The 19741-nt window shown below is 59.3% G+C and carries 19 protein-coding genes; 8 read left to right on the forward strand and 11 right to left on the reverse strand.

What is annotated here, in order from left to right; translation table 11 throughout:
- Positions 1 to 2 precede the first annotated feature (2 nt).
- The 5 genes from phnK to phnG are packed head-to-tail and all read right to left on the reverse strand — an operon-like array spanning position 3 to position 3861.
- Complete coding sequence (phnK, locus tag MRBLMR1_RS13745; protein WP_148146169.1) at positions 3 to 779, reverse strand: phosphonate C-P lyase system protein PhnK; 777 nt, start codon at positions 777 to 779, stop codon at positions 3 to 5.
- On the reverse strand, positions 776 to 1660 hold the full coding sequence (locus MRBLMR1_RS13750) for an alpha-D-ribose 1-methylphosphonate 5-phosphate C-P-lyase PhnJ (protein ID WP_148146168.1): 885 nt from the start codon (positions 1658 to 1660) through the stop codon (positions 776 to 778). The genes phnK and MRBLMR1_RS13750 overlap by 4 nt, the downstream gene beginning before the upstream one ends.
- The gene (locus MRBLMR1_RS13755) at positions 1657 to 2772 is read right to left on the reverse strand and encodes a carbon-phosphorus lyase complex subunit PhnI (protein WP_148146167.1); all 1116 of its coding nucleotides are present in this window, start codon (positions 2770 to 2772) and stop codon (positions 1657 to 1659) included. The genes MRBLMR1_RS13750 and MRBLMR1_RS13755 overlap by 4 nt, the downstream gene beginning before the upstream one ends.
- A gap of 19 nt (positions 2773 to 2791) precedes the next feature.
- Positions 2792 to 3391 (reverse strand): phosphonate C-P lyase system protein PhnH, encoded by a 600-nt coding sequence (phnH, locus tag MRBLMR1_RS13760; protein WP_148146166.1) that lies wholly within the window; start codon positions 3389 to 3391, stop codon positions 2792 to 2794.
- A complete protein-coding gene (phnG, locus tag MRBLMR1_RS13765; RefSeq protein WP_148146165.1) occupies positions 3391 to 3861 on the reverse strand; it encodes a phosphonate C-P lyase system protein PhnG in 471 nt (156 codons plus the stop codon). Before phnG ends, phnH begins: the two co-directional genes overlap by 1 nt.
- An 89-nt stretch (positions 3862 to 3950) precedes the next feature.
- Between phnG and phnF the strand changes: the two genes are divergently transcribed.
- Both phnF and MRBLMR1_RS13775 read left to right on the forward strand, forming a co-directional pair.
- Positions 3951 to 4685, forward strand: coding sequence for a phosphonate metabolism transcriptional regulator PhnF (gene phnF / locus MRBLMR1_RS13770; protein WP_148146296.1), 735 nt, complete (start codon positions 3951 to 3953; stop codon positions 4683 to 4685).
- Positions 4686 to 4753: 68 nt separating this feature from the next.
- Positions 4754 to 5278, forward strand: coding sequence for a DUF6680 family protein (locus tag MRBLMR1_RS13775; RefSeq protein WP_148146164.1), 525 nt, complete (start codon positions 4754 to 4756; stop codon positions 5276 to 5278).
- A 33-nt stretch (positions 5279 to 5311) separates the two neighbouring features.
- Here the strand turns inward: MRBLMR1_RS13775 and MRBLMR1_RS13780 are convergent, their stop codons facing one another.
- From MRBLMR1_RS13780 to mepA, 6 genes are all read right to left on the reverse strand, one after another.
- On the reverse strand, positions 5312 to 5947 hold the full coding sequence (locus MRBLMR1_RS13780) for a 2,3-bisphosphoglycerate-dependent phosphoglycerate mutase (protein WP_183684914.1): 636 nt from the start codon (positions 5945 to 5947) through the stop codon (positions 5312 to 5314).
- 18 nt (positions 5948 to 5965) lie between these two features.
- Positions 5966 to 6790, reverse strand: a complete 825-nt coding sequence (gene dapB / locus MRBLMR1_RS13785) for a 4-hydroxy-tetrahydrodipicolinate reductase (RefSeq protein WP_148146162.1) — start codon at positions 6788 to 6790, stop codon at positions 5966 to 5968.
- 17 nt (positions 6791 to 6807) lie between these two features.
- Positions 6808 to 8589, reverse strand: coding sequence for an ABC transporter ATP-binding protein (locus MRBLMR1_RS13790; RefSeq protein ID WP_148146161.1), 1782 nt, complete (start codon positions 8587 to 8589; stop codon positions 6808 to 6810).
- 120 nt (positions 8590 to 8709) lie between these two features.
- The gene (locus tag MRBLMR1_RS13795; protein WP_148146160.1) at positions 8710 to 9732 is read right to left on the reverse strand and encodes a glucokinase; all 1023 of its coding nucleotides are present in this window, start codon (positions 9730 to 9732) and stop codon (positions 8710 to 8712) included.
- A gap of 19 nt (positions 9733 to 9751) precedes the next feature.
- On the reverse strand, positions 9752 to 10129 hold the full coding sequence (locus MRBLMR1_RS13800; protein ID WP_148146159.1) for a methylglyoxal synthase: 378 nt from the start codon (positions 10127 to 10129) through the stop codon (positions 9752 to 9754).
- A 117-nt stretch (positions 10130 to 10246) separates the two neighbouring features.
- Complete coding sequence (gene mepA / locus MRBLMR1_RS13805; protein WP_148146158.1) at positions 10247 to 11305, reverse strand: penicillin-insensitive murein endopeptidase; 1059 nt, start codon at positions 11303 to 11305, stop codon at positions 10247 to 10249.
- Positions 11306 to 11482: 177 nt separating this feature from the next.
- Here mepA and MRBLMR1_RS13810 point away from each other — a divergent pair, with 177 nt between their 5' ends.
- The 6 genes from MRBLMR1_RS13810 (at position 11483) to pncB (ending at position 19739) form a co-directional block, all read left to right on the forward strand.
- Positions 11483 to 13318, forward strand: a complete 1836-nt coding sequence (locus MRBLMR1_RS13810; RefSeq protein WP_148146157.1) for an extracellular solute-binding protein — start codon at positions 11483 to 11485, stop codon at positions 13316 to 13318.
- A 128-nt stretch (positions 13319 to 13446) separates the two neighbouring features.
- Positions 13447 to 14529, forward strand: a complete 1083-nt coding sequence (locus MRBLMR1_RS13815; RefSeq protein ID WP_148146156.1) for a microcin C ABC transporter permease YejB — start codon at positions 13447 to 13449, stop codon at positions 14527 to 14529.
- Complete coding sequence (locus MRBLMR1_RS13820) at positions 14529 to 15677, forward strand: ABC transporter permease (protein ID WP_148146155.1); 1149 nt, start codon at positions 14529 to 14531, stop codon at positions 15675 to 15677. Before MRBLMR1_RS13815 ends, MRBLMR1_RS13820 begins: the two co-directional genes overlap by 1 nt.
- 4 nt (positions 15678 to 15681) lie before the next feature.
- The gene (locus MRBLMR1_RS13825) at positions 15682 to 17310 is read left to right on the forward strand and encodes an ABC transporter ATP-binding protein (protein ID WP_148146154.1); all 1629 of its coding nucleotides are present in this window, start codon (positions 15682 to 15684) and stop codon (positions 17308 to 17310) included.
- A 17-nt stretch (positions 17311 to 17327) separates the two neighbouring features.
- Positions 17328 to 18278 carry a 2-hydroxyacid dehydrogenase gene (locus MRBLMR1_RS13830; RefSeq protein WP_148146153.1) on the forward strand — a complete coding sequence of 317 codons (951 nt, stop codon included), beginning with the start codon at positions 17328 to 17330 and terminating at the stop codon, positions 18276 to 18278.
- 156 nt (positions 18279 to 18434) lie between these two features.
- Positions 18435 to 19739 carry a nicotinate phosphoribosyltransferase gene (gene pncB, locus MRBLMR1_RS13835; RefSeq protein ID WP_148146152.1) on the forward strand — a complete coding sequence of 435 codons (1305 nt, stop codon included), beginning with the start codon at positions 18435 to 18437 and terminating at the stop codon, positions 19737 to 19739.
- The last annotated feature ends 2 nt before the right edge of the window (positions 19740 to 19741 follow it).

A 19741-nucleotide genomic window follows, 5' to 3' on the forward strand; every position in this document is an offset into this window, starting at 1 on the left:
TCCTATACTTGCAGGATCGAGGAAACGAGAAGCTGGGTGTAGGGCTCGCGTGGATCGTCGAGCACGCGGTCTGTCAGTCCGTGTTCGATCACATGTCCGTCCTTCATCACCATCATCCGGTGGGAGAGCAGGCGGGCGACCGCCAAGTCATGGGTGACGACGATTGCTGCAAGGCCCAGATCGTTGACGAGGCCGCGGACGAGATCGAGCAGGCGTGCCTGCACCGACACATCGAGACCGCCGGTCGGCTCGTCCATGAAGACGAGCCGCGGACCGGTGACGAGATTGCGGGCAATCTGCAGGCGCTGGCGCATGCCGCCGGAAAAGGCGCGCGGCTGGTCGTCGATCCGGTCTGCGGAAATTTCCACCCGGCCGAGCCAGTCCGTCGCCGTCTCGCGGATTTTGCCGTAATGCCGATCGCCGACTGCCATTAGCCGCTCGCCGACATTGGCACCGGCAGAAACCGCCATGCGCAATCCGTCCGCCGGGTTCTGGTGAACGAAACCCCAGTCGGTGCGCATCAGGAACCGGCGATCGGCCTCGCTCATGTGATAGAGATCGCGGAAATTGCCGTCGCGCATCCGGTACTCGACGCTGCCGGCGGTGGGCAGAAGACGAGTGGAGATGCAGTTCAGAAGCGTCGTCTTGCCCGAACCGGATTCACCCACGATGGCGAGAACTTCGCCCGGCCAAAGCTCGAAATTGACATCCTTGCAGCCGATCCGGCTGCCGTAGAATTTCGACACACCGCTGACTTTGAGAAGAGGGGTATCGGTCATTCCGCAGCCTCCTGATTAGGAGCAAGCATCGCCCCGACATGCCCGTGCTCGCGACGATCCTCGCAATGGTCGGTATCGGAGCAGACGAACATTCGCCCGCCCTTGTCGTCGAGCACGACTTCGTCGAGATAGACGCCATGCGCGCCGCATAGCGCGCAATCCTGTTCGAATGTCTGGATCTCGAACGGATAATCCTCGAAATCGAGACTGACCACTTCGGTATGCGGCGGCACCGCATAGATGCGCTTCTCACGCCCGGCACCGAAAAGCTGCAGCGCGTCCGACATGTGCATTTTCGGATTGTCGAATTTCGGTGTCGGTGACGGGTCCATCACATAACGGCCATCGACCTTCACCGGATAGGCATAGGTCTTGGAAATGCGGCCGTTGATGGCGATGTCTTCATAGAGCTTCACATGCATCAGGCCGTATTCTTCCAGCGCGTGCATCTTGCGCGTTTCGGTCTCGCGTGGCTCGAGGAAACGCAGCGGCTCGGGGATCGGCACCTGATAGACGAGAACCTGATTTTCGCCGAGCTTCTGTTCCGGAATGCGGTGACGTGTCTGGATGATCGTTGCATCCTTTGTATGCGTCGTCACCGCCACGTTTGCGACCTTCTGGAAGAAGGCGCGGATGGAGACGGCGTTGGTCGTGTCGTCGGCGCCCTGGTCGATCACCTTCAGCACGTCTTCCGGCCCGATGATCGAGGCGGTCACCTGCACGCCGCCGGTGCCCCAGCCATAGGGCATCGGCATTTCGCGCGATGCGAAGGGGACTTGATAGCCGGGTATCGATATTGCCTTGAGGATCGCGCGGCGGATCATCCGCTTCGTTTGTTCGTCCAGATAGGCGAAATTGTAGGTGGCGAGATCGGCACTCATTCGGCAGCATCCTTCATCACGGTTTCACCCCGGTCGGCAGTGCGCGCGGCTTCGATATCGGCGCGCATCTTGCGGACCATGGCGAGTTCCGCCTGGAAATCGACGTAATGCGGCAGCTTTAGGTGTTCGACGAAGCCGGTCGCCTGCACGTTGTCGGAATGGGAAATGACGAATTCCTCGTCCTGCGCCGGCGCGGTAACGTCCTCACCGAGTTCTTCTGCACGAAGCGCGCGATCGACGAGCGACATCGACATCGCCTTGCGCTCGCTCTGGCCGAAGACGAGGCCGTAACCGCGGGTAAACTGCGGCGGCGCCTTGGATGAACCCTTGAACTGGTTGACCATGTGGCATTCGGTCACGCGGATATGGCCAAGCGAAACGGCAAAGCCGAGTTCCGGTATCTCCATCTCCACCTCGACCTCGCCGATGCGGATTTCACCGACGAACGGATGGTTGCGGCCATAGCCGCGCTGGGTCGAATAACCGAGTGCCAGAAGAAAACCTTCATCGCCACGTGCCAGAGCCTGCAGGCGCAGGTCACGCCCCATCGGAAACTCCATCGGCTCACGCGTCAGATCGCCCGCTTGATGATCCTGCGGTAGTTCCCCATCGGCCTCGATCAGGCCCTCATGCGCGAGAATGTCGGAGACGCGCATGATCTCCTCGCCACCAGCCTCCCTGCGGGCAGGCTCTTCGACTGCTTCGTCCGACAGTAGTGAGGGGTCGAGAAGGCGATGGGTGTAGTCGAAGGTCGGGCCGAGCAGCTGTCCACCCGGCAGATCCTTGTAGGTCGCCGAAACGCGGCGTTCGACCTGCATCTCGGCAGTGTCGAGCGGCACTGAATTGCCGAAGCGGGGCAGGGTGGTGCGATAGGCGCGCAGCAGGAAGATCGCCTCGATCAGGTCGCCGCGAGACTGGCGTACCGCAAGCGCTGCAAGCGAACGGTCGTAAAGCGAGGCCTCCGCCATCACCCGATCAACGGCAAGGCCGAGCTGTTCGGCAATCTGGTCGATCGTGACGGAGGGGAGCGAACGATCGCCCCGGCGTCGGTCGGCGAGAAGCCGGTGAGCGTTGCTGATGGCAGCCTCGCCACCTTTGACGGCAACATACATGGTCTACTCTCCTTGAGGACTAAGCCACGATCTTCGTCGTGCGGGGCAGGCACAGAAAACTGCGTCCCGCCGTCAGGATGACATCGACACCGCGTGGAAACAGCGGCCGGTTGTCGGCCCACAAGCGCAGGAACGCCTCGGGCAATCCGGCAATCTCGACGGTCTTAAACTGAAGGATGCCCGGTCCCGACAGCGTGAAGGACTGGCCTTCACCAAGTCCCGCCACTTCGATGACCAGCGTCGTCGAACGATCCGGATATTCTTGGCTGCCGAGCGAAAACAGGCCGAAGGAAGAAGGCGTCACGCCCGCCTCGACGAAGGCAAAGCGTGCTTCGGCCTTTTCGCGGGTTATCGTCGCACCGGAATGGAAGCCGATCCATTCGCCGACCGCCGACTTGGCAAAGCCGGCGCTGAGCCAGGCCGGCGTGTCGTGGTCGCAAAGCGTCAGCGCGATTGCGCCGGCTGCCGCTCCGAGCGGATCGGGCTGTCCGGCATCATGCTCGATCGACCGGATCGATCCCGGCCGCGCCATGCCGTCCATCAGCATGCGAAATACGCTCTGGGACTGGAAGACCGGATCGGAAAAGCCACCGGTAAAGGCTTGTGTATTGGCAGACATCAGTCTTCTCCCCGAACCATTGTGAAGAAGTCGACGCGGGTGGCGGCAGTCTCTTCCGCCTTCGCTCGGTTTTCCGTCGCAACGCGATGTTCGATCGGAGCAAGTAGGACGTTTTCGACATGGTCTCTCGTGGCATCCTCCTGCCAGAGCGCATCGAATATCGCCGCAAGCTTCGCCTTCTGCTTATCCGTGCCGAGCGCTTGCGCGTGGCCGACCGTGCCCGATGCAAGTGCGATGGTCGCGCGTGTCACGGTCGCTTCGCCGAGATTGAACGGACTGCCGCCGCCGCCGATCCGGCCGCGGACCATCACCAGCCCGGTCTCCGGACCGCGAACGGGTTTTGTCTCGGGCTTGTCTTTCAATGCATCCCACGCGGCGCGAAGTTCATCCGTTGTCGCTACGGCGAGAAGGGAAGCGCACCGCCTGCGGCCTGCCTGTTCGGTTGGCAGGGTCTGCTCTGCAACACTCATGGCAACTCTCCAAAATGTCTATTGATATAGACAACTATACAAGATAACTTAGCCATAACTTTTGGATATAACAAGCGTGTGACATGGATATGCAGGAAGCGGCAGTTCGTCGGCAAAACGGTGTAGCGCTCTGGCGGCAGATTGCCGACCGGATACGCACGGCCATCGCCGGAGGCGACTATGACGATACCGGAAAAGTGCCGCCGGAAGTGGTGCTGGCGGCCCAGTTCAGCGTCAATCGCCATACAGTTCGCAGTGCTCTCGCAGCCCTTGCTCAGGAAGGTATCGTCCAGGCAGTGCAGGGGCGGGGAACGCTTATCCTGCGCAAGGAGAGGCTGAACTTTCCGATCTCGCGGCGCACACGGTTCAATCAGGGCATCGGCGATCAGGCGCGGGAAAAGGAAGGTATATTGCTCGCCTCATCCGAAGAGGCAGCAAGTGCCGACCTCGCAGCTCGGCTGCAATTGCCCTTGGGCTCAAGGCTCATCCGGCTCGAAACGCTGAGAAAGGCAGACCGCCGGCCCGTTTCCCGCGCAACCGCGTGGTTTCCCGCAGAACGCTTTGCCGGCATGGCCAATGCCTATCGCGACAGCGGCTCGATCACCGCCGCCTTTGCCGCTTCCGGCCTGCCGGACTATATCCGTGCCTCGACGGAAATCACCGCCGTCCACGCCGATAATGATGATCTCTCGTCTCTCGAACTGTCGCCGGGAGCGATCGTTCTCGTAACGCGGGCTCTGAATGTCGATCCTAATGGCGTACCGGTCCAATATGCCGTCAGCCGTTTCCCAGCAGACGCGGTGCAGTTTACAATTGAGAATTGAGCAATTCTGCAGTTGCATTGGTGATGCACCTAATTAGTATAAAAGTCTCGTCGCGTGTGGCTTTACAAATGACAATATCAGACTGGATGATCATATTTGCTACGTTGATTGGCCCTATACTTGCGGTCCAAAGCCAAAAATATCTTGAACGTAGCCGAGAAAAATCTGAACGAAGGCTTCAGATATTTCGAGTTTTGATGTCAACTAGAGCTGCATCATTATCTCAAGCTCATGTCGAAGCTCTCAATTCTATCGCCCTAGACTTCTATGGCAAAAAGAAGTCTTACAGAGCCGTCGTGGATGCTTGGAAAAACTATCTAGATCATCTTTCCCCAAATACGACTGATCCAGCAGTTTGGGGGCAGAGGCGTTTAGAGCTCTTTATTGAACTCTTATATAAAATGGCGCCAACTGTCGGTTATGAGTTCTCGAAGGTAGAAATTAGCCGTGAGATATATTCGCCAACAGCTCACGAAAAAATGGAGCTGCAACAGCAGGCTATCCGAGACGGCATGGCCGATCTATTGAATGGCGAAAAAACCTTGAGGGTTGAGATTGTAGATCACAATCCTCAAGGTTCAAACACTGCGTAATTTTGGAGTTGGTCAGTCGCGCTTAGGCTAAACTTAATGCGCGCCGGACATGTCGCCGAGCACTTCCTTGGAAGCGACGGTGGAGTCGGCGTTGAGCTTGTAGACCATAGGAACGCCCGTTGCGAGGTTGACGCCGAGGATCTGTTCCTTGGTGAGCTTGTCGAGCACCATGACCAGCGAGCGCAGCGAATTGCCGTGGGCCGCAACCAGCACCTTTTCGCCGCGAAGGACGCGGGGCAGGATTTCGGTCAGGTAATAAGGCCAGACGCGGGCACCGGTATCACGCAGGCTTTCGCCGCCCGGAGGCGGGACGTCATAGGAACGGCGCCAGATGTGAACCTGCTCCTCGCCCCACTTGGCGCGTGCGTCGTCCTTGTTGAGGCCGGAGAGATCGCCGTAGTCGCGTTCGTTGAGCGCCTGGTCCTTGATCGTTTCAAGGTCCGGCTGGCCGACCTTGTCGAGCACGATCTTCAGCGTCTTCTGCGCGCGCTGAAGGTCGGAGGTAAAGGCGATGTCGAACTTAATGCCGGTTTCGGCAAGTGCCTTACCGCCGGTCTCGGCTTCCTGGATCCCGAGCGGGGTCAGGTCAGGGTCCTTCCAGCCGGTGAACAGATTTTTGAGATTCCAGTCGCTCTGGCCGTGGCGAACGAGGACAAGAGTACCGCTCATGAGAAAGACCTCCGTATATTATTGATTTGAGAGCCCGAGCACGTCGAGCATCGAATATTGACCGGGCTTCTTATTACGCGCCCAGAGTGCGGCTGCAACTGCCCCGCGTGCGAAAATAGAGCGGTCCCGGGCACTGTGCGACAATGTAACCAGTTCGCCTTCACCGGCGAGAATGACGGAATGATCGCCGACGACGGAGCCGCCGCGCAGCGTTGCAAAGCCGATCGTGCCGCCCGGGCGCGGGCCGGTATGACCATCACGAACGCGCACGGACTGGGAAGCAAGGTCGATGCCGCGCCCCTCGGCAGCCGCTTCGCCGAGCAGCAATGCGGTGCCCGACGGCGCATCCACCTTGTGCTTGTGGTGCATCTCGATGATTTCGATATCCCAGCCCTCTGCCGGCAAGGCACGCGCGGCCTGCTTGGTCAGGACGCTCAAAAGATTGACGCCGAGGCTCATGTTGCCGGACTTCACCACTCGCGCATGACGGCTTGCTGCGGTGAACTTCTCTTCGTCGTCGATGGAGCAGCCGGTCGTGCCGATCACATGCACGATGCGCGCCTGCGCAGCGAGCCCGGCAAAGGTGACGCTGGCAGCAGGCGCGGTGAAATCGACCACGCCCTCGGCATTGAGAAAGGCCTGAAGCGGATCGCTGGTTACCGCAACGCCGATCGATCCAACACCCGACAATTCACCTGCATCCTTGCCGAGGAACGGAGAGCCTTCGCGCTCGATGGCTGCATGAAGAGTGACGCCGGGCGTTTCGTGGATCACGCGGATCAGGGTCTGGCCCATTCGACCGCCGGCACCCACGACGACCAGCTTCATCTCGTTTTCACTCATGTCCTGCCTGTTCCTGCTTAATGGTGTTCCGGCGATTGCAGATTGTTGAGCCGAGCGTAGAGACCGTTCTTGCGCTGGGCAAGGTCCTCATGCGTGCCTTCCTCGACAACGCGGCCTTCCTGCATCACCACGATCTTGTCGGCATTGACGACGGTCGACAGCCGGTGCGCGATGACGATCACGGTGCGACCCTGCATGGCTGTATCGAGCGCCTTCTGCACGGCTGCTTCAGACTCGTTGTCGAGCGCCGATGTCGCCTCGTCAAGCAGCAGGATCGGTGCATTGCGCACCAGTGCGCGGGCAATCGAAAGTCTCTGCCGCTGGCCGCCGGAAAGCGTCACGCCGTTTTCGCCGACCGATGTGTCATAGCCTTCGGACTGGGCAATGATGAATTCATGCGCGTGCGCGAGCTTCGCTGCCTCCTCGACCTCTTCGTCGGTTGCGTCCGGACGTCCGTATCGGATGTTGTCGCGGATCGAGCCTTCGAACATGTAGGGCTGTTGCGAGACATAAGCGAGCTGGTGGCGAAGCGAGGATTTCGTAACGTCGGCGATATTTTGTCCGTCGATCAGGATCTCGCCTTCCGCCGGATCGTAGAAGCGCGGAATGAGGTTGATAATGGTCGATTTGCCGGCACCTGAAGGTCCGACAAGCGCAGTCGTTTTGCCGCCTTCGGCGACAAGGCTCACTCCGCGAAGGATCGGTGAACCTGTCGCATAGGAAAAAACGACATCCTTGAGTTCGACCTTGGCCTCGGTGATCGCAAGAGCAGGTGCGCTGGGCTTTTCGCGTTGCGCGGGCTGCAGATCGAGAAGGGCATAGATCATCTGCGCGTTGACCACGGCGCGGTCCATCTGCACCTGCAGCTTGGCAAGCCGGCGTGCCGGATCATAGGCCAACAGCAAGGCGGTGACGAAGGCGAAGAAAGCCCCTGGCGGCACGTTGTCGTAGATCGAACGGAATGCGGCATAGGCCAGCACGCTCGCGATGGAAAAGCCGGCAAAGGTTTCCGTCAGCGGCGAGGTGCGCTCGGAAAGCCGCGCGATGCGGTTGGAGCGGGCCTCAGCCGTCTGGATGATCTTGTTGACCTTCTTCTCGAGCTCCTGCTCCATAGTGAAGGCCTTCACCACCGCAATGCCCTGCACCGTTTCCTGCATGGCGCCAAGAACGCGGCTGTTGATCTCGATCGACTCCCTGGTCGCCAGTCGAAGTCGGCGAGACACATAACGGAGCGCATAAAGGAGCGGCGGCGCGACGGCAAAGACGATCAGCGATAGAACCCAGTCCTTGGAAATCATAACGCCGACAAGCGAGACGAGCGTCAGGAGATCGCGTGCTGTCGAGGTGACCGTCAGGTTCATCACATCGCGGATGCCCGAAATGTTCTGACTGATCTGTGCTGCCAGATGTGCGGAACGGGCTTCGGAGAAGAAGCCGACCGAGAGCGACATCATGTGGCTGTAGAGCCGGCGCTGGTAACGCGCCACGATATTGTTGCTGATCTTCGACAGCGCAACCGCCTGCCCATAGGTGGCGAAGCCGCGAAGCACGAAAGCGGCCAGGATAGAGCCGCAGATCAGCCAGACGATGTCGGCACGACGGTTGGCAAAAGCCTCGTTGACCACCTTCTCCATGATCCAGGCGGTGAATGCGGTCGATAGCGCCACGACGATGAGGCAGCTGATGGCGAATGCGTATCCGCGAACATGGTCGCGGCCATTTTCCGATATGATCCGCTTCAGCACGCTGACGACGGTACCGGAATCAACGTGGCGTTTTTTTTCTTTTTCAGCCTTCAATGGAAAGTCCCAATTCGGCAGGGTTACTGCGCGGTCCAAAAGTAGGGGCTTGTTAGCCCCTTAAGCCTGGTTTTGCCAGCCGACCCTGCCGGATTCGTGAATGGTGTGACTTTCCGGCATTCACCGGCGCCAGCACCGACCTTCGGTAGCGATACCATAAGAGGCAGGCGTGCGGGCATAGCTGGCAAGGCCGGCAAGTGCTGCCTGCGGATGCGTGACGACGAAGGTCGGGATCGTCTTCATCAGTTCCTTATGCGGTGCCTTGTCCTCGAAAGCGGCGCGGAACAGCGGTTTCTTCAGCTCCGGCAGTATTTTTGGCGAAATACCGCCACCAAGGAAAACGCCGCCGCGCGCCATGAAGATGAGGGCCAGATCGCCGGCGAGACGGCCGAGATAGGTCACGAACAGTTCGAGTGCCTCCGCAGCCTGGGCGTTCTTCCCGTTCAGACCCTCTTCGGTCACATCCTTGGGCTGGCTGACGCTCGGTGTAACGCCGTCAGCCGCGCAGACCGCATTGTAGATATGCAGGAGGCCGCGTCCGGAAATGATTTCCTCGGCCGAGACACGCCCCTCGATGGTGACGAGATGCGGAAAGATTTCGAGATCGCGCGGCGTGCGCGGGCCGATATCGACATGGCCGCCTTCACCCGGCACGGGAAACCAAGTGTCTTGGGCGTGAAGCAGGCCTGCAACGCCAAGACCAGTGCCGGGGCCAAGTACGACCCGTGTTGCATCGACGGCAGGCGCATTCGGGCCGATCTGTTCGCGGTCGCTATCGGTCAAGCTGGCAACTGCGAGCGCCTGAGCCTCGAAGTCGTTGAGGACGAGCACCGCGTCAAAGCCGAGTTCGCCGATCATTTTCTTCGGCCGAACGATCCAGTCGCAATTGGTCAGATCGATTTCGTCGCCGTCGACCGGACCGGCAATGGCAAGAATTGCCGAACGCGGCTTGGCAAGCTCGGGATTGTTGAAGACCTTGTCGACGATCGCGTCGTCGATTGTCTCGTAATCCGCAGTCTGCACGTGGACGAAGTCCGTTGCCTTGCTTTCGGCATCGACAAGAATGGAGAAGCGGGCATTGGTGCCGCCGATATCTCCGATCAGGATAGGAAAGGGCAGTGCCTCGGAATGAACATTGGCCATGGGGAGCGGATCTCGCGGATTACTGAAAGTCGATGAGATGTTCTGCAGTGGCGCGATTGAGCGCCATCGGGATGTCATAGACGGTTGCAAGCCGCGTAAGCGCCTTGACGTCGACATCGTGCGGAAGTGCAGAGAGCGGATCGATGAAAAAGACCAGCATGCTGACCTCGCCGGTTGCGATCATGGCACCGATCTGCTGATCGCCGCCCAGCGGCCCGCTTTTCAGTCGCGTAACATCGAGACCTGGAGCAGCTTCCTGCACGCGGCCGCCGGTCGTTCCTGTTGCGACGATGCGAAACTTCGATAATGCCGTCTGGCGTTGGCGGGCAAAATCCGCCATGTCGTCTTTTTTCAGATCATGCGCGATGAGCGCGATGCACGGCTTGGCCGATTCCAAGGCATTCCTCCATCGGGCCTTTGCAGGCCACCTTAATTTGCCTTGGCTTTCTATCGTGCCGTTGCCGATAAGGGAAGGCTCGGCGTTGTCGCTGCAGCTTACGGATGCCAAACGGGCTTACCGGAAAGGCCGCTCGCGTGGCAACGGTATGTCTGCCGGAACATTGGCCGGATTGGAGCTGATCGCATCCATCTGATCGACGGCTTGAGGCACGGAAGGCTGGCTCGAATAGGCGACAGGCTGGCCCCCGAAGGTCGCGTCGGCTTCGGAGCGAGACGGGCCGGCAAGCACTGCAGAACAGGCCTTTGGCAGGTCCGACAGCATGACCTGGCGCGGCTTGACCGGTTTCTTGTTGGGGTCGGCCGGTTTCGGCGGTGCCCATGGTTCCTTGGTGAACCACCATGCGAGCGCCTTGCTGTCGCAATCGTCGGTGACAGGTGTCGCCGCCTGCCTTTCGCAGCCTGTGGCACCTGGCGGGCAGTTCATGCGGATATGAAAATGCTCGTCATGTCCGTAGACCGGTCGCACCTTGCCGAGCAGGCTGCGGTCGCCGGTCCAGGTCTGGCAAAGCTTCTTCTTGATGGCCGGGTTAACGAAAACCCGCTGCACCTGGGGATAGCTGGCGGCCTGCATCACGAGGCGAGCATGCGTGCTCGTCCACTTGCGCGAATCGACAGTCAGGAACTTGCTCTTGTCCAGCATCGAGGTGAACGGCAGGTCTTCCCGCTGCTGCACGCTCATCGGCTGGGCCGGTTTCGGTGTGAACCAGACATCCGCATCGAGCCCGATCTGGTGCGAGGCATGGCCATTGATCATCGGGCCGCCGCGAGGCTGGGAAATATCACCGACCAGAATGCCGGTCCCCCAGCCGAGGCTTGCGGCATCGCGGGAAAACTGTTCGAGCAGATCGATCATTGCCGGGTTGCCCCAGCGCCGATTGCGCGAAAGGCGCATGGCCTGCCATGTCGGGCCGTCCGTCGGTAGTGCGACGGCACCGGACATGCAGCCCTTGGCGTAGAAGCCGAGAGGTGCCGGCGAAGCAGCGTTCGGCAATTTCACCGCGCCGAAGAGCTGCTTGGCCGGAGTACCGTCCTGTGCCATCGACGGATCCGCGATGGAACCGCATAACAGAGCCGTCGCCGCCAGTCCGAGGACCATCTTCGAAATCGATTTCATGAACTTCCGCCGCAAATCACTTTTATCGCCAGTTTAGTCTGGAATGAGACTTTGGTGAAATGGAGATCTCGCCCGTGAGCTGCAGGCGATAAATCGCTTGTGAGCGGCGCCTCCTGTTTTTCGCCCTCTTTTGCCCTATGCTTCGCTGCAACAAATCAATTTCACAAAGGGAAAAGCATGGATTTGACCCGGCTCCGCAAAGGTCTTGTTGTCGCATTGGCAGCGTCATTCATGGCGCCATGGGCGATGGCCGATGAGCCGAAATGGCGTTACGGCATGGCCGTTGTCGGCGAGCCGCAATTGCCGGCGGATTTCCAGGCGCTTCCCTATGTCGACGTCAACGCTCCCAAAACCGGCGAACTCAAGCTTGCCCAGGAAGGCACGTTCGACAACCTCAATCCGGTAATTGACAGGGGCGCCATCGCTTCCAGCGTGACGATGATCTTCGAAACGTTGATGAAGCGTTCGGAAGACGAGGTCTTCGGCACCTACGGATTATTGGCTGAAGCCGTTGCCTACCCTGACGACATGTCGTCCGTAACCTTCCGACTGCGGCCGGAAGCCAAATGGGCTGACGGTCAGCCGGTGACCCCGGAAGACGTCGTCTTCAGCCTGAATATGCTCAAACAGCACAGCGCCCTTTATTCCGGTTATTACCAGCATGTGACCGGAGCGGAAAAGACCGGTGATCGCGAAGTGACCTTCCGCTTCGACGAGAAGAACAACAAGGAACTACCCTCGATCGTAGGCGATTTCCCGATCATGCCGAAACATTGGTGGGAAGGGACAGACAGCCAGGGTAAGGCGCGCGATATTTCGCGCACGTCGCTGGAAGTGCCGATGGCGTCCGGCCCCTACAAGGTTGCTTCGGTTCAGCCCGGATCGGGCATTCGCTATGAGTTGCGCGACGACTACTGGGGCAAGGACCTGCCAATCAACCGCGGCCAGTATAATTTCCGTACCATCAGCTACACCTATTTCTCCGACACCGACGTGCAGTTCGAGGCGTTCCGGGCCGGCAATGTCGACTACCGGCAGGAAAACAGCTCCAGCCGCTGGGCGACCCGCTACGATTTCGACGCGGTCAAGGATGGCCGGGTGACGAAGGAGGCGCTGACGAACCCATTCAAGGCTGTCGGCGTGATGCAGGCATTCGTGCCGAACATGCGCCGCGACATCTTCAAGGATGCGCGGGTCCGTGAGGCCTTGAATTACGCGTATGATTTCGAGGACCTCAACAAGAACCTCGCCTTTGGTGGCCTGAAACGAGTCGACAGTTTCTTCTGGGGCACGGAGCTTGCGACCTCCGGCCTGCCTGAGGGCAAGGAGCTCGAAATCCTCAATGAACTGAAGGACAAGGTCCCGCCGGAAGTCTTCACCAAACCCTACGCAAACCCGGTCAATGGCGATCCGAACAAGGTGCGCGACAACCTTCGCACCGCAGTTGGTCTGCTTAAGCAGGCTGGCTACGAGTTGAAGGGCAACCGCATGGTCAACAGCAAGACCGGCCAGCCCCTGGGGTTTGAAATCCTGCTGAGCAATGCCGGTCAGGAGCGGACTGTCACTCCCTATATCAACAGCCTCAAGAGAATCGGTATCGATGCACGCATCCGCACAGTGGACGCCTCACAATATATCAACCGTGTCCGCAGCTTCGACTACGACATCATTTTCGGTGTCTGGGCGCAGACGATGAACCCCGGCAACGAACAGAACGACTATTGGGGTTCGGCATCAGTCGATCGTCAGGGATCGCGCAACTATGCCGGGATCGCCGATCCTGCCGTCGACATCCTGATTCGCAAGATCGTCTTCCCTCCAAGCCGCGAGGAACAGGTGGCGGCGATCAAGGCCATGGACCGCGTGCTGCTCGCCAACCACTATGTCGTGCCGATGTTCTATTCCGGCGAGGAAAAGATCGCCTATTGGAACCGGATCGCGCATCCGGAAAAGCTGCCGGAATACGGCACCGCTTTCCCCGAAGCATGGTTTGCCAAACAGCCCGGTAAGTAAGATGCTTGCACCTTGAAGGGGCAACTGTTCCAAATGGCCGGATTGATTCGCCTAGAGATGAAGGAAGCCCGCTTGATCGTTGCGCAGACCCGCGGTGATATGCCCGAAACGTTCGGCAAGGTGTCCTGATGGGCGCCTATATTCTACGCCGCCTGCTGCTGATGATCCCGACCATTGTCGGCATCATGGCTATTTCCTTCCTTGTCGTGCAGTTTGCGCCGGGCGGGCCGGTCGAGCAGATCATCGCTCAGGTCCAGGGGCAGGATTCAGGTGACCGCCTGTCGGGAGCCAGCAACGATCTGTCGGCTCAGGGCATAAGCTCTGAATCGAATTACCGCGGCGCCCAAGGGCTCGATCTGGAATTCATCAAGAAGCTCGAGCAGCAGTTCGGTTTCGACAAGCCGCCGCTAACGCGTTTCCTCGACATGATGTGGAACTATATCCGTTTCGATTTCGGCGAGAGCTTCTTCCGCAACACGCCGGTCATCGACCTGATCATCGACAAGCTGCCGGTCTCTATCTCGCTCGGCTTCTGGATCCTGATCGTCTCCTATCTGATTTCCATCCCGCTCGGCATCCGCAAGGCGGTGAAGGACGGGTCGAGCTTCGATATCTGGACCTCGGGCATCATCATCGTCGGTTATGCGGTTCCGAGCTTCCTTTTCGGCATTCTGCTGATCGTCATGTTCGCCGGCGGTTCCTTCTTCGACTGGTTCCCGTTGCGCGGTCTCGTCTCCGACAATTTCGACGATCTCACCTGGTATCAGAAGATCGGCGACTATTTCTGGCACCTCACTTTGCCGCTGATCGCCATGTCGCTCTCGGCCTTTGCCACCACGACGCTGCTGACGAAAAACTCCTTCATCGACGAGATCAAGAAACAATATGTCACGACGGCGCGCGCCAAGGGCCTCAACGAACGGCAGGTTCTCTATGGGCACGTCTTCCGCAACGCAATGCTGATCGTCATCGCCGGTTTTCCGGGCGCCTTCATCTCCGCCTTCTTCACCGGTTCGCTGCTGATCGAGAACATTTTCTCGCTCGATGGGCTGGGACGGCTCGGTTATCTCTCCATCGTCAATCGTGATTATCCGATCGTCTTCGGCACGCTCTTCATCTTCTCGCTGATGGGCCTCGTTGTGAACCTGATTTCCGACCTGATCTATACCTGGATCGACCCGCGCATCGATTTCGAGCGGAGGGACGTCTGATGAACGCAACTTCCGTCACGACGCCGATCGCGGCAGCGCCGCCCGCCAAGCGTCCCTTCCTGTCGCCGACCAGCAAGCGCCGGCTTGCCAATTTCAAAGCAAACAAGCGCGGTTTCTGGTCCTTCTGGATTTTTCTGGTCCTCTTCACGCTCAGCCTGTTTGCCGAATTCATCGCCAATGACCGGCCGATCGTCGCCTCTTACAAGGGCGAGATCCTCTATCCGGTTCTGGTCGATTACCCGGAGGAAAAGTTCGGCGGCTTCCTCGCGACGACGGACTATCGATCGGACTTCATCCAGGGAGAAATCAATGCCAATGGCTGGATGATCTGGCCGCCGATCCGCTATTCCTATCAGACGGTCAATTCGCAGATCCCCCATTCCGCCCCGACCGAACCTTTCTGGCTGATGGCCAAGGCCGATCGCTGCAAGGCCTATCCGCAAGGCGATCAGGACCCCAACTGCATTCTCGGCAACATGAACTGGCTCGGCACCGACGATCAGGCGCGTGATGTCATGGCCCGGATGATCTACGGTTTCCGCATCTCCGTCCTGTTCGGTCTGGCACTCACCATCTGCTCGGCCATCATCGGCGTCGGAGCCGGTGCCGTGCAGGGCTATTTCGGCGGCTGGACGGATCTTCTGATGCAGCGTTTCATCGAGATCTGGTCGGCCATGCCGGTTCTCTACATCCTGCTGATCATCGCTTCGATATTGCCGCCCGGCTTTTTCATTCTGCTCGGCATATTGCTGCTCTTCTCCTGGGTCAGCCTCGTCGGCGTGGTCAGGGCGGAGTTCCTGCGTGCCCGCAATTTCGAATATGTGCGTGCGGCCCGTGCGCTCGGCGTCGGCAACTGGACGATCATGTATCGCCACCTCCTGCCCAACGCGATGGTGGCGACGCTCACCTTCCTGCCCTTCATCCTTTCCGGCTCGATCGCGACGCTGACGTCGCTGGACTTCCTCGGCTTCGGCATGCCGCCCGGCTCGCCGTCGCTGGGTGAAATGATCGCTCAGGGTAAGAACAACCTCCAGGCGCCATGGCTCGGCCTGACGGCCTTCTTCACCATGTCGATCATGTTGTCTCTGCTGATCTTCATCGGCGAGGCCGTGCGTGATGCCTTCGACCCCCGCAAGACGTTCCGGTGATATGATGACAGACGCACTCCTCTCCGTTCGTGATCTGTCCGTCGCCTTCCATCAGGGGGAAACGGAAACGCTCGCCGTCGATCACGTGTCATTCGACATAAAGCCGGGTGAAGTCCTGGCTCTGGTCGGCGAATCCGGCTCGGGCAAATCGGTCTCTGCCAATTCCATCCTGAAACTTCTGCCCTATCCGGCCGCAAGCCACCCCTCGGGCGAAATCCTGTTTCAGGGCAAGGATCTTCTGAAGGCATCGGAAGCGGAACTGCGCCATGTGCGCGGCAATGACATAACGATGATCTTTCAGGAGCCGATGACATCGCTCAATCCGCTTCACTCGATCGAGAAGCAGATCGGTGAGATCCTGGAAATGCACCAGGCGATGGTAGGCACCGCTGCCCGCAGCCGAATCCTGGAACTGCTCAATCAGGTCGGCATCCGAGAGCCGGAAAAACGCCTGACCGCCTATCCGCACGAACTGTCAGGCGGCCAGCGCCAGCGCGTGATGATCGCCATGGCGCTTGCCAACCGGCCGAAGCTTCTGATCGCCGACGAGCCGACAACCGCTCTCGACGTTACGGTTCAGGCACAGATCCTCGAGCTTTTGCGCAAGCTGAAGGGCGACCACGGCATGTCCATGCTGTTCATCACCCACGATCTCGGCATCGTCCGCAAGTTCGCCGACCGCGTCTGCGTCATGACCAAGGGCAAGATCGTCGAGGAAGGTTCGGTCGCTGATGTTTTCGAACATCCGCAGCATCCCTATACCCAGCATCTGCTGGCCTCCGAACCGCGCGGCGAACCACCGGTAGCCGATCCGGCACATCCGGTCGTCATGGAAGCCAAGGACTTGCGCGTCTGGTTCCCGATCAAGGCCGGTTTCATGCGCCGTGTCGTCGATCACGTTAAAGCGGTCGATGGTGTGGATCTGACGCTGCGTGCCGGCGAAACGCTCGGCATCGTCGGCGAATCCGGCTCGGGCAAGACGACACTCGGCTTGGCCTTGGCAAGGCTGATCGCATCGGAGGGTCGGATCGTTTTCATCGGCGATGCGATCAACGGCCACTCTTTCAAGCAGATGCTGCCCTATCGCAAACGCCTGCAGGTCGTCTTTCAGGATCCCTTCGGCTCGCTCAGTCCCCGTATGCCGGTGGGAGAGATCATCGCCGAAGGCCTGAAGGTCCACGAGCGGCAGCTGTCAGCAGACGAGCGCGATCAGCGTGTTGCCTGGGCGCTGCAGGAAGTCGGCCTCGACCCCGAGACCCGCTGGCGTTACCCGCACGAGTTCTCAGGCGGCCAGCGGCAGCGTATCGCCATTGCCCGTGCCATGGTGCTGAAGCCCCGCTTCGTCATGCTGGACGAGCCGACCTCGGCGCTCGACATGACGGTCCAGGCGCAGGTCGTCGACCTTCTGCGCGATCTGCAGGCCAGGCATGACCTCGCCTATCTCTTCATCAGCCATGACCTGAAAGTGGTGAAGGCGCTCGCCAACCACGTTATCGTCATGCGCACCGGAAAGGTGGTCGAGGAAGGTCCGTCCGAACAGATCTTCCGCGCGCCGAAGGAAGATTATACCAAGGCGCTTATGGCTGCGGCTTTCAATATCGAGGCGGTCGAAAACGGGGCCGTCGGCCAATAACAAAAGTGGGAATAGCTTTGTCTGAAAAAGGTTCTGTCGTTATCGACCTGAAATTCGAACGCCGTGATGTGGATCAGGCTCTGGTCGGCGCTCTCGCCGGACGCCAGATCCTGCACGCATCGGACAAATCGGCGGATCTTTCCAATGCAAGCTATGCTTTTCTCTGGAAGCCTGACCTCGATCTTTTCCATCGCGCCCCCAATCTGAAAGTGTTGTTCTCGGGCGGCGCCGGTGTCGATTCCATCCTCGCCACACCCGGCCTGCCGGATATCCCGATCATTCGTTTCGTCGATGAGAGCCTTACCACCCGCATGAGCGAGTGGGTCGTGCTTCAATGCCTCAGCCATCTGCGTCAGGCCCCGGCCTATCTCGTCCAGCAGCGCGTCCGCATCTGGAAGGAATTGCATCAGCCTGAAGCGAAGGACCTGATCGTCGGTGTCATGGGGTTAGGTGTGCTCGGCCAAGATAGTGTCCGTAAGCTGAAGATCATGGGTTTCAACGTCATCGGCTGGTCGCGGACGAAGAAGGCAATCGAGGGCATCGACACCTACGATGCGTCCGAACTCGATGCCTTTCTGGCCCGCACGGACATCCTCGTCGGGCTCTTGCCGCTGACGGGCGAGACGCAGGGCATCTTCAACGCCTCGCTCTTTTCCAGACTTCGCCAGAACGGCGCGCTCGGTGCGCCCGTCTTCATCAATGCCGGGCGTGGTGGCAGCCAGGTGGAGAAGGATCTCATCGCGGCTCTTGACGCCAAGATCCTGGGCGGCGCATCTCTCGATGTGTTCGAGCAGGAACCGCTGTCGCCGGACAGCCCATTCTGGTCCATGGATAATGTCATCGTCACGCCGCATGCTGCCTCTGCCTCCGATATCCGGGCCTTGCTCCGCAATGCGGAAGCTCAGATGGAGCGTTTCGAAAGAGGAGAGCCGCTACAGCACGTCGTCGACAGGACGACGGGTTACTGAAGCTTCCGGTTTATTTTCGGCAGTACCGCGACAGTTGAACTGCGTCTGGACTTAATCGATTTTTTTCACGATAAAGCTGCCGGGAGGTAGGATCGTTAGCTTGCCTCTATAGCGAGTGAGGCCGACCGGTCACAGGCGACCGGGACAGGGGCAGGCATGACCAAGACCGATATCGCAACCAGGGTGTATAACCACAGCTGGAAGCTCGATCCGATCATCCGCAGTCTGATCGACACCGACTTTTACAAACTTCTGATGTTACAGATGATCTGGAAGCTTTATCCGGACGTCGACGCGACATTCTCCGTGATCAATCGCACCACCAGCGTGAAACTGGCGGAAGAGATCGATGAAGGTGCCCTGCGGGAGCAACTTGACCACGCCCGCACGGTTAGTCTCTCCAAGAAGGAGATGATCTGGCTGGCAGGTAACACATTCTATGGCCGCAACCAGATCTTCGAACCCGAATTCCTGACCTGGCTTTCCAACTACAAGCTGCCGGAATACGAATTGTCCAAGCGCAATGGGCAATACGAGCTGAATTTCCATGGCAAGTGGATGGATACCACGATGTGGGAAATTCCGGCGCTGGCAATCATCAACGAGATGCGTTCCCGCACGGCCATGCGCTCGCTCGGTTACTTCACGCTCGATGTGATCTATGCTCGTGCCAAGGCCAGGATGTGGGAAAAGGTGCAGCGCCTGCGTGAATTGCCCGGCCTGCGGATTTCCGATTTCGGCACCCGCCGTCGCCACAGCTTCCTGTGGCAGCGCTGGTGCGTCGAGGCCTTGAAGGAAGGCATCGGCAGCGGATTTACCGGTACCAGCAACGTATTGCTTGCTATGGACAGCGATCTGGAAGCTGTCGGCACCAATGCACACGAGCTGCCGATGGTCGCAGCCGCCTTGGCGCAGACGGATGAAGAGCTGCGCAACTCCCCCTATCAGGTGCTGAAGGACTGGAACCGGCTTTATCACGGCAATCTGCTGATCGTTTTGCCGGATGCTTTCGGTACTGCCGCGTTTCTGAGGGATGCGCCGGACTGGGTCGCCGACTGGACGGGCTTCCGCCCCGACAGTGCCCCGCCGATCGAAGGCGGCGAAAAGATCATCGACTGGTGGAAGAAGGTAGGCCGAGATCCGAAGGAAAAGCTGCTTATCTTTTCAGACGGCCTCGATGTCGATGCAATCATTCAAACCTACAAGCATTTCGAGGGCCGGGTGAGAATGAGCTTCGGCTGGGGCACCAACCTTACCAACGACTTTGCCGGGTGCGCGCCAACCGAGATCAACGGATTGAAACCGATCTCGGTCGTCTGCAAGGTCAGCGAAGCCAATGGTCGCCCCGCCGTTAAGCTTTCGGACAATCCGCAGAAGGCGACCGGCGACGCGAAGGAAGTGCAGCGCTACCTCCGCCTGTTCGGCGAAGAGGATAGGATTAGCCAGACGCTGGTGGTCTGAGA

Origin of the sequence: Neorhizobium sp. LMR1-1-1.1, from assembly GCF_040675795.1 — a bacterium.
Lineage (GTDB): Bacteria > Pseudomonadota > Alphaproteobacteria > Rhizobiales > Rhizobiaceae > Neorhizobium > Neorhizobium cellulosilyticum.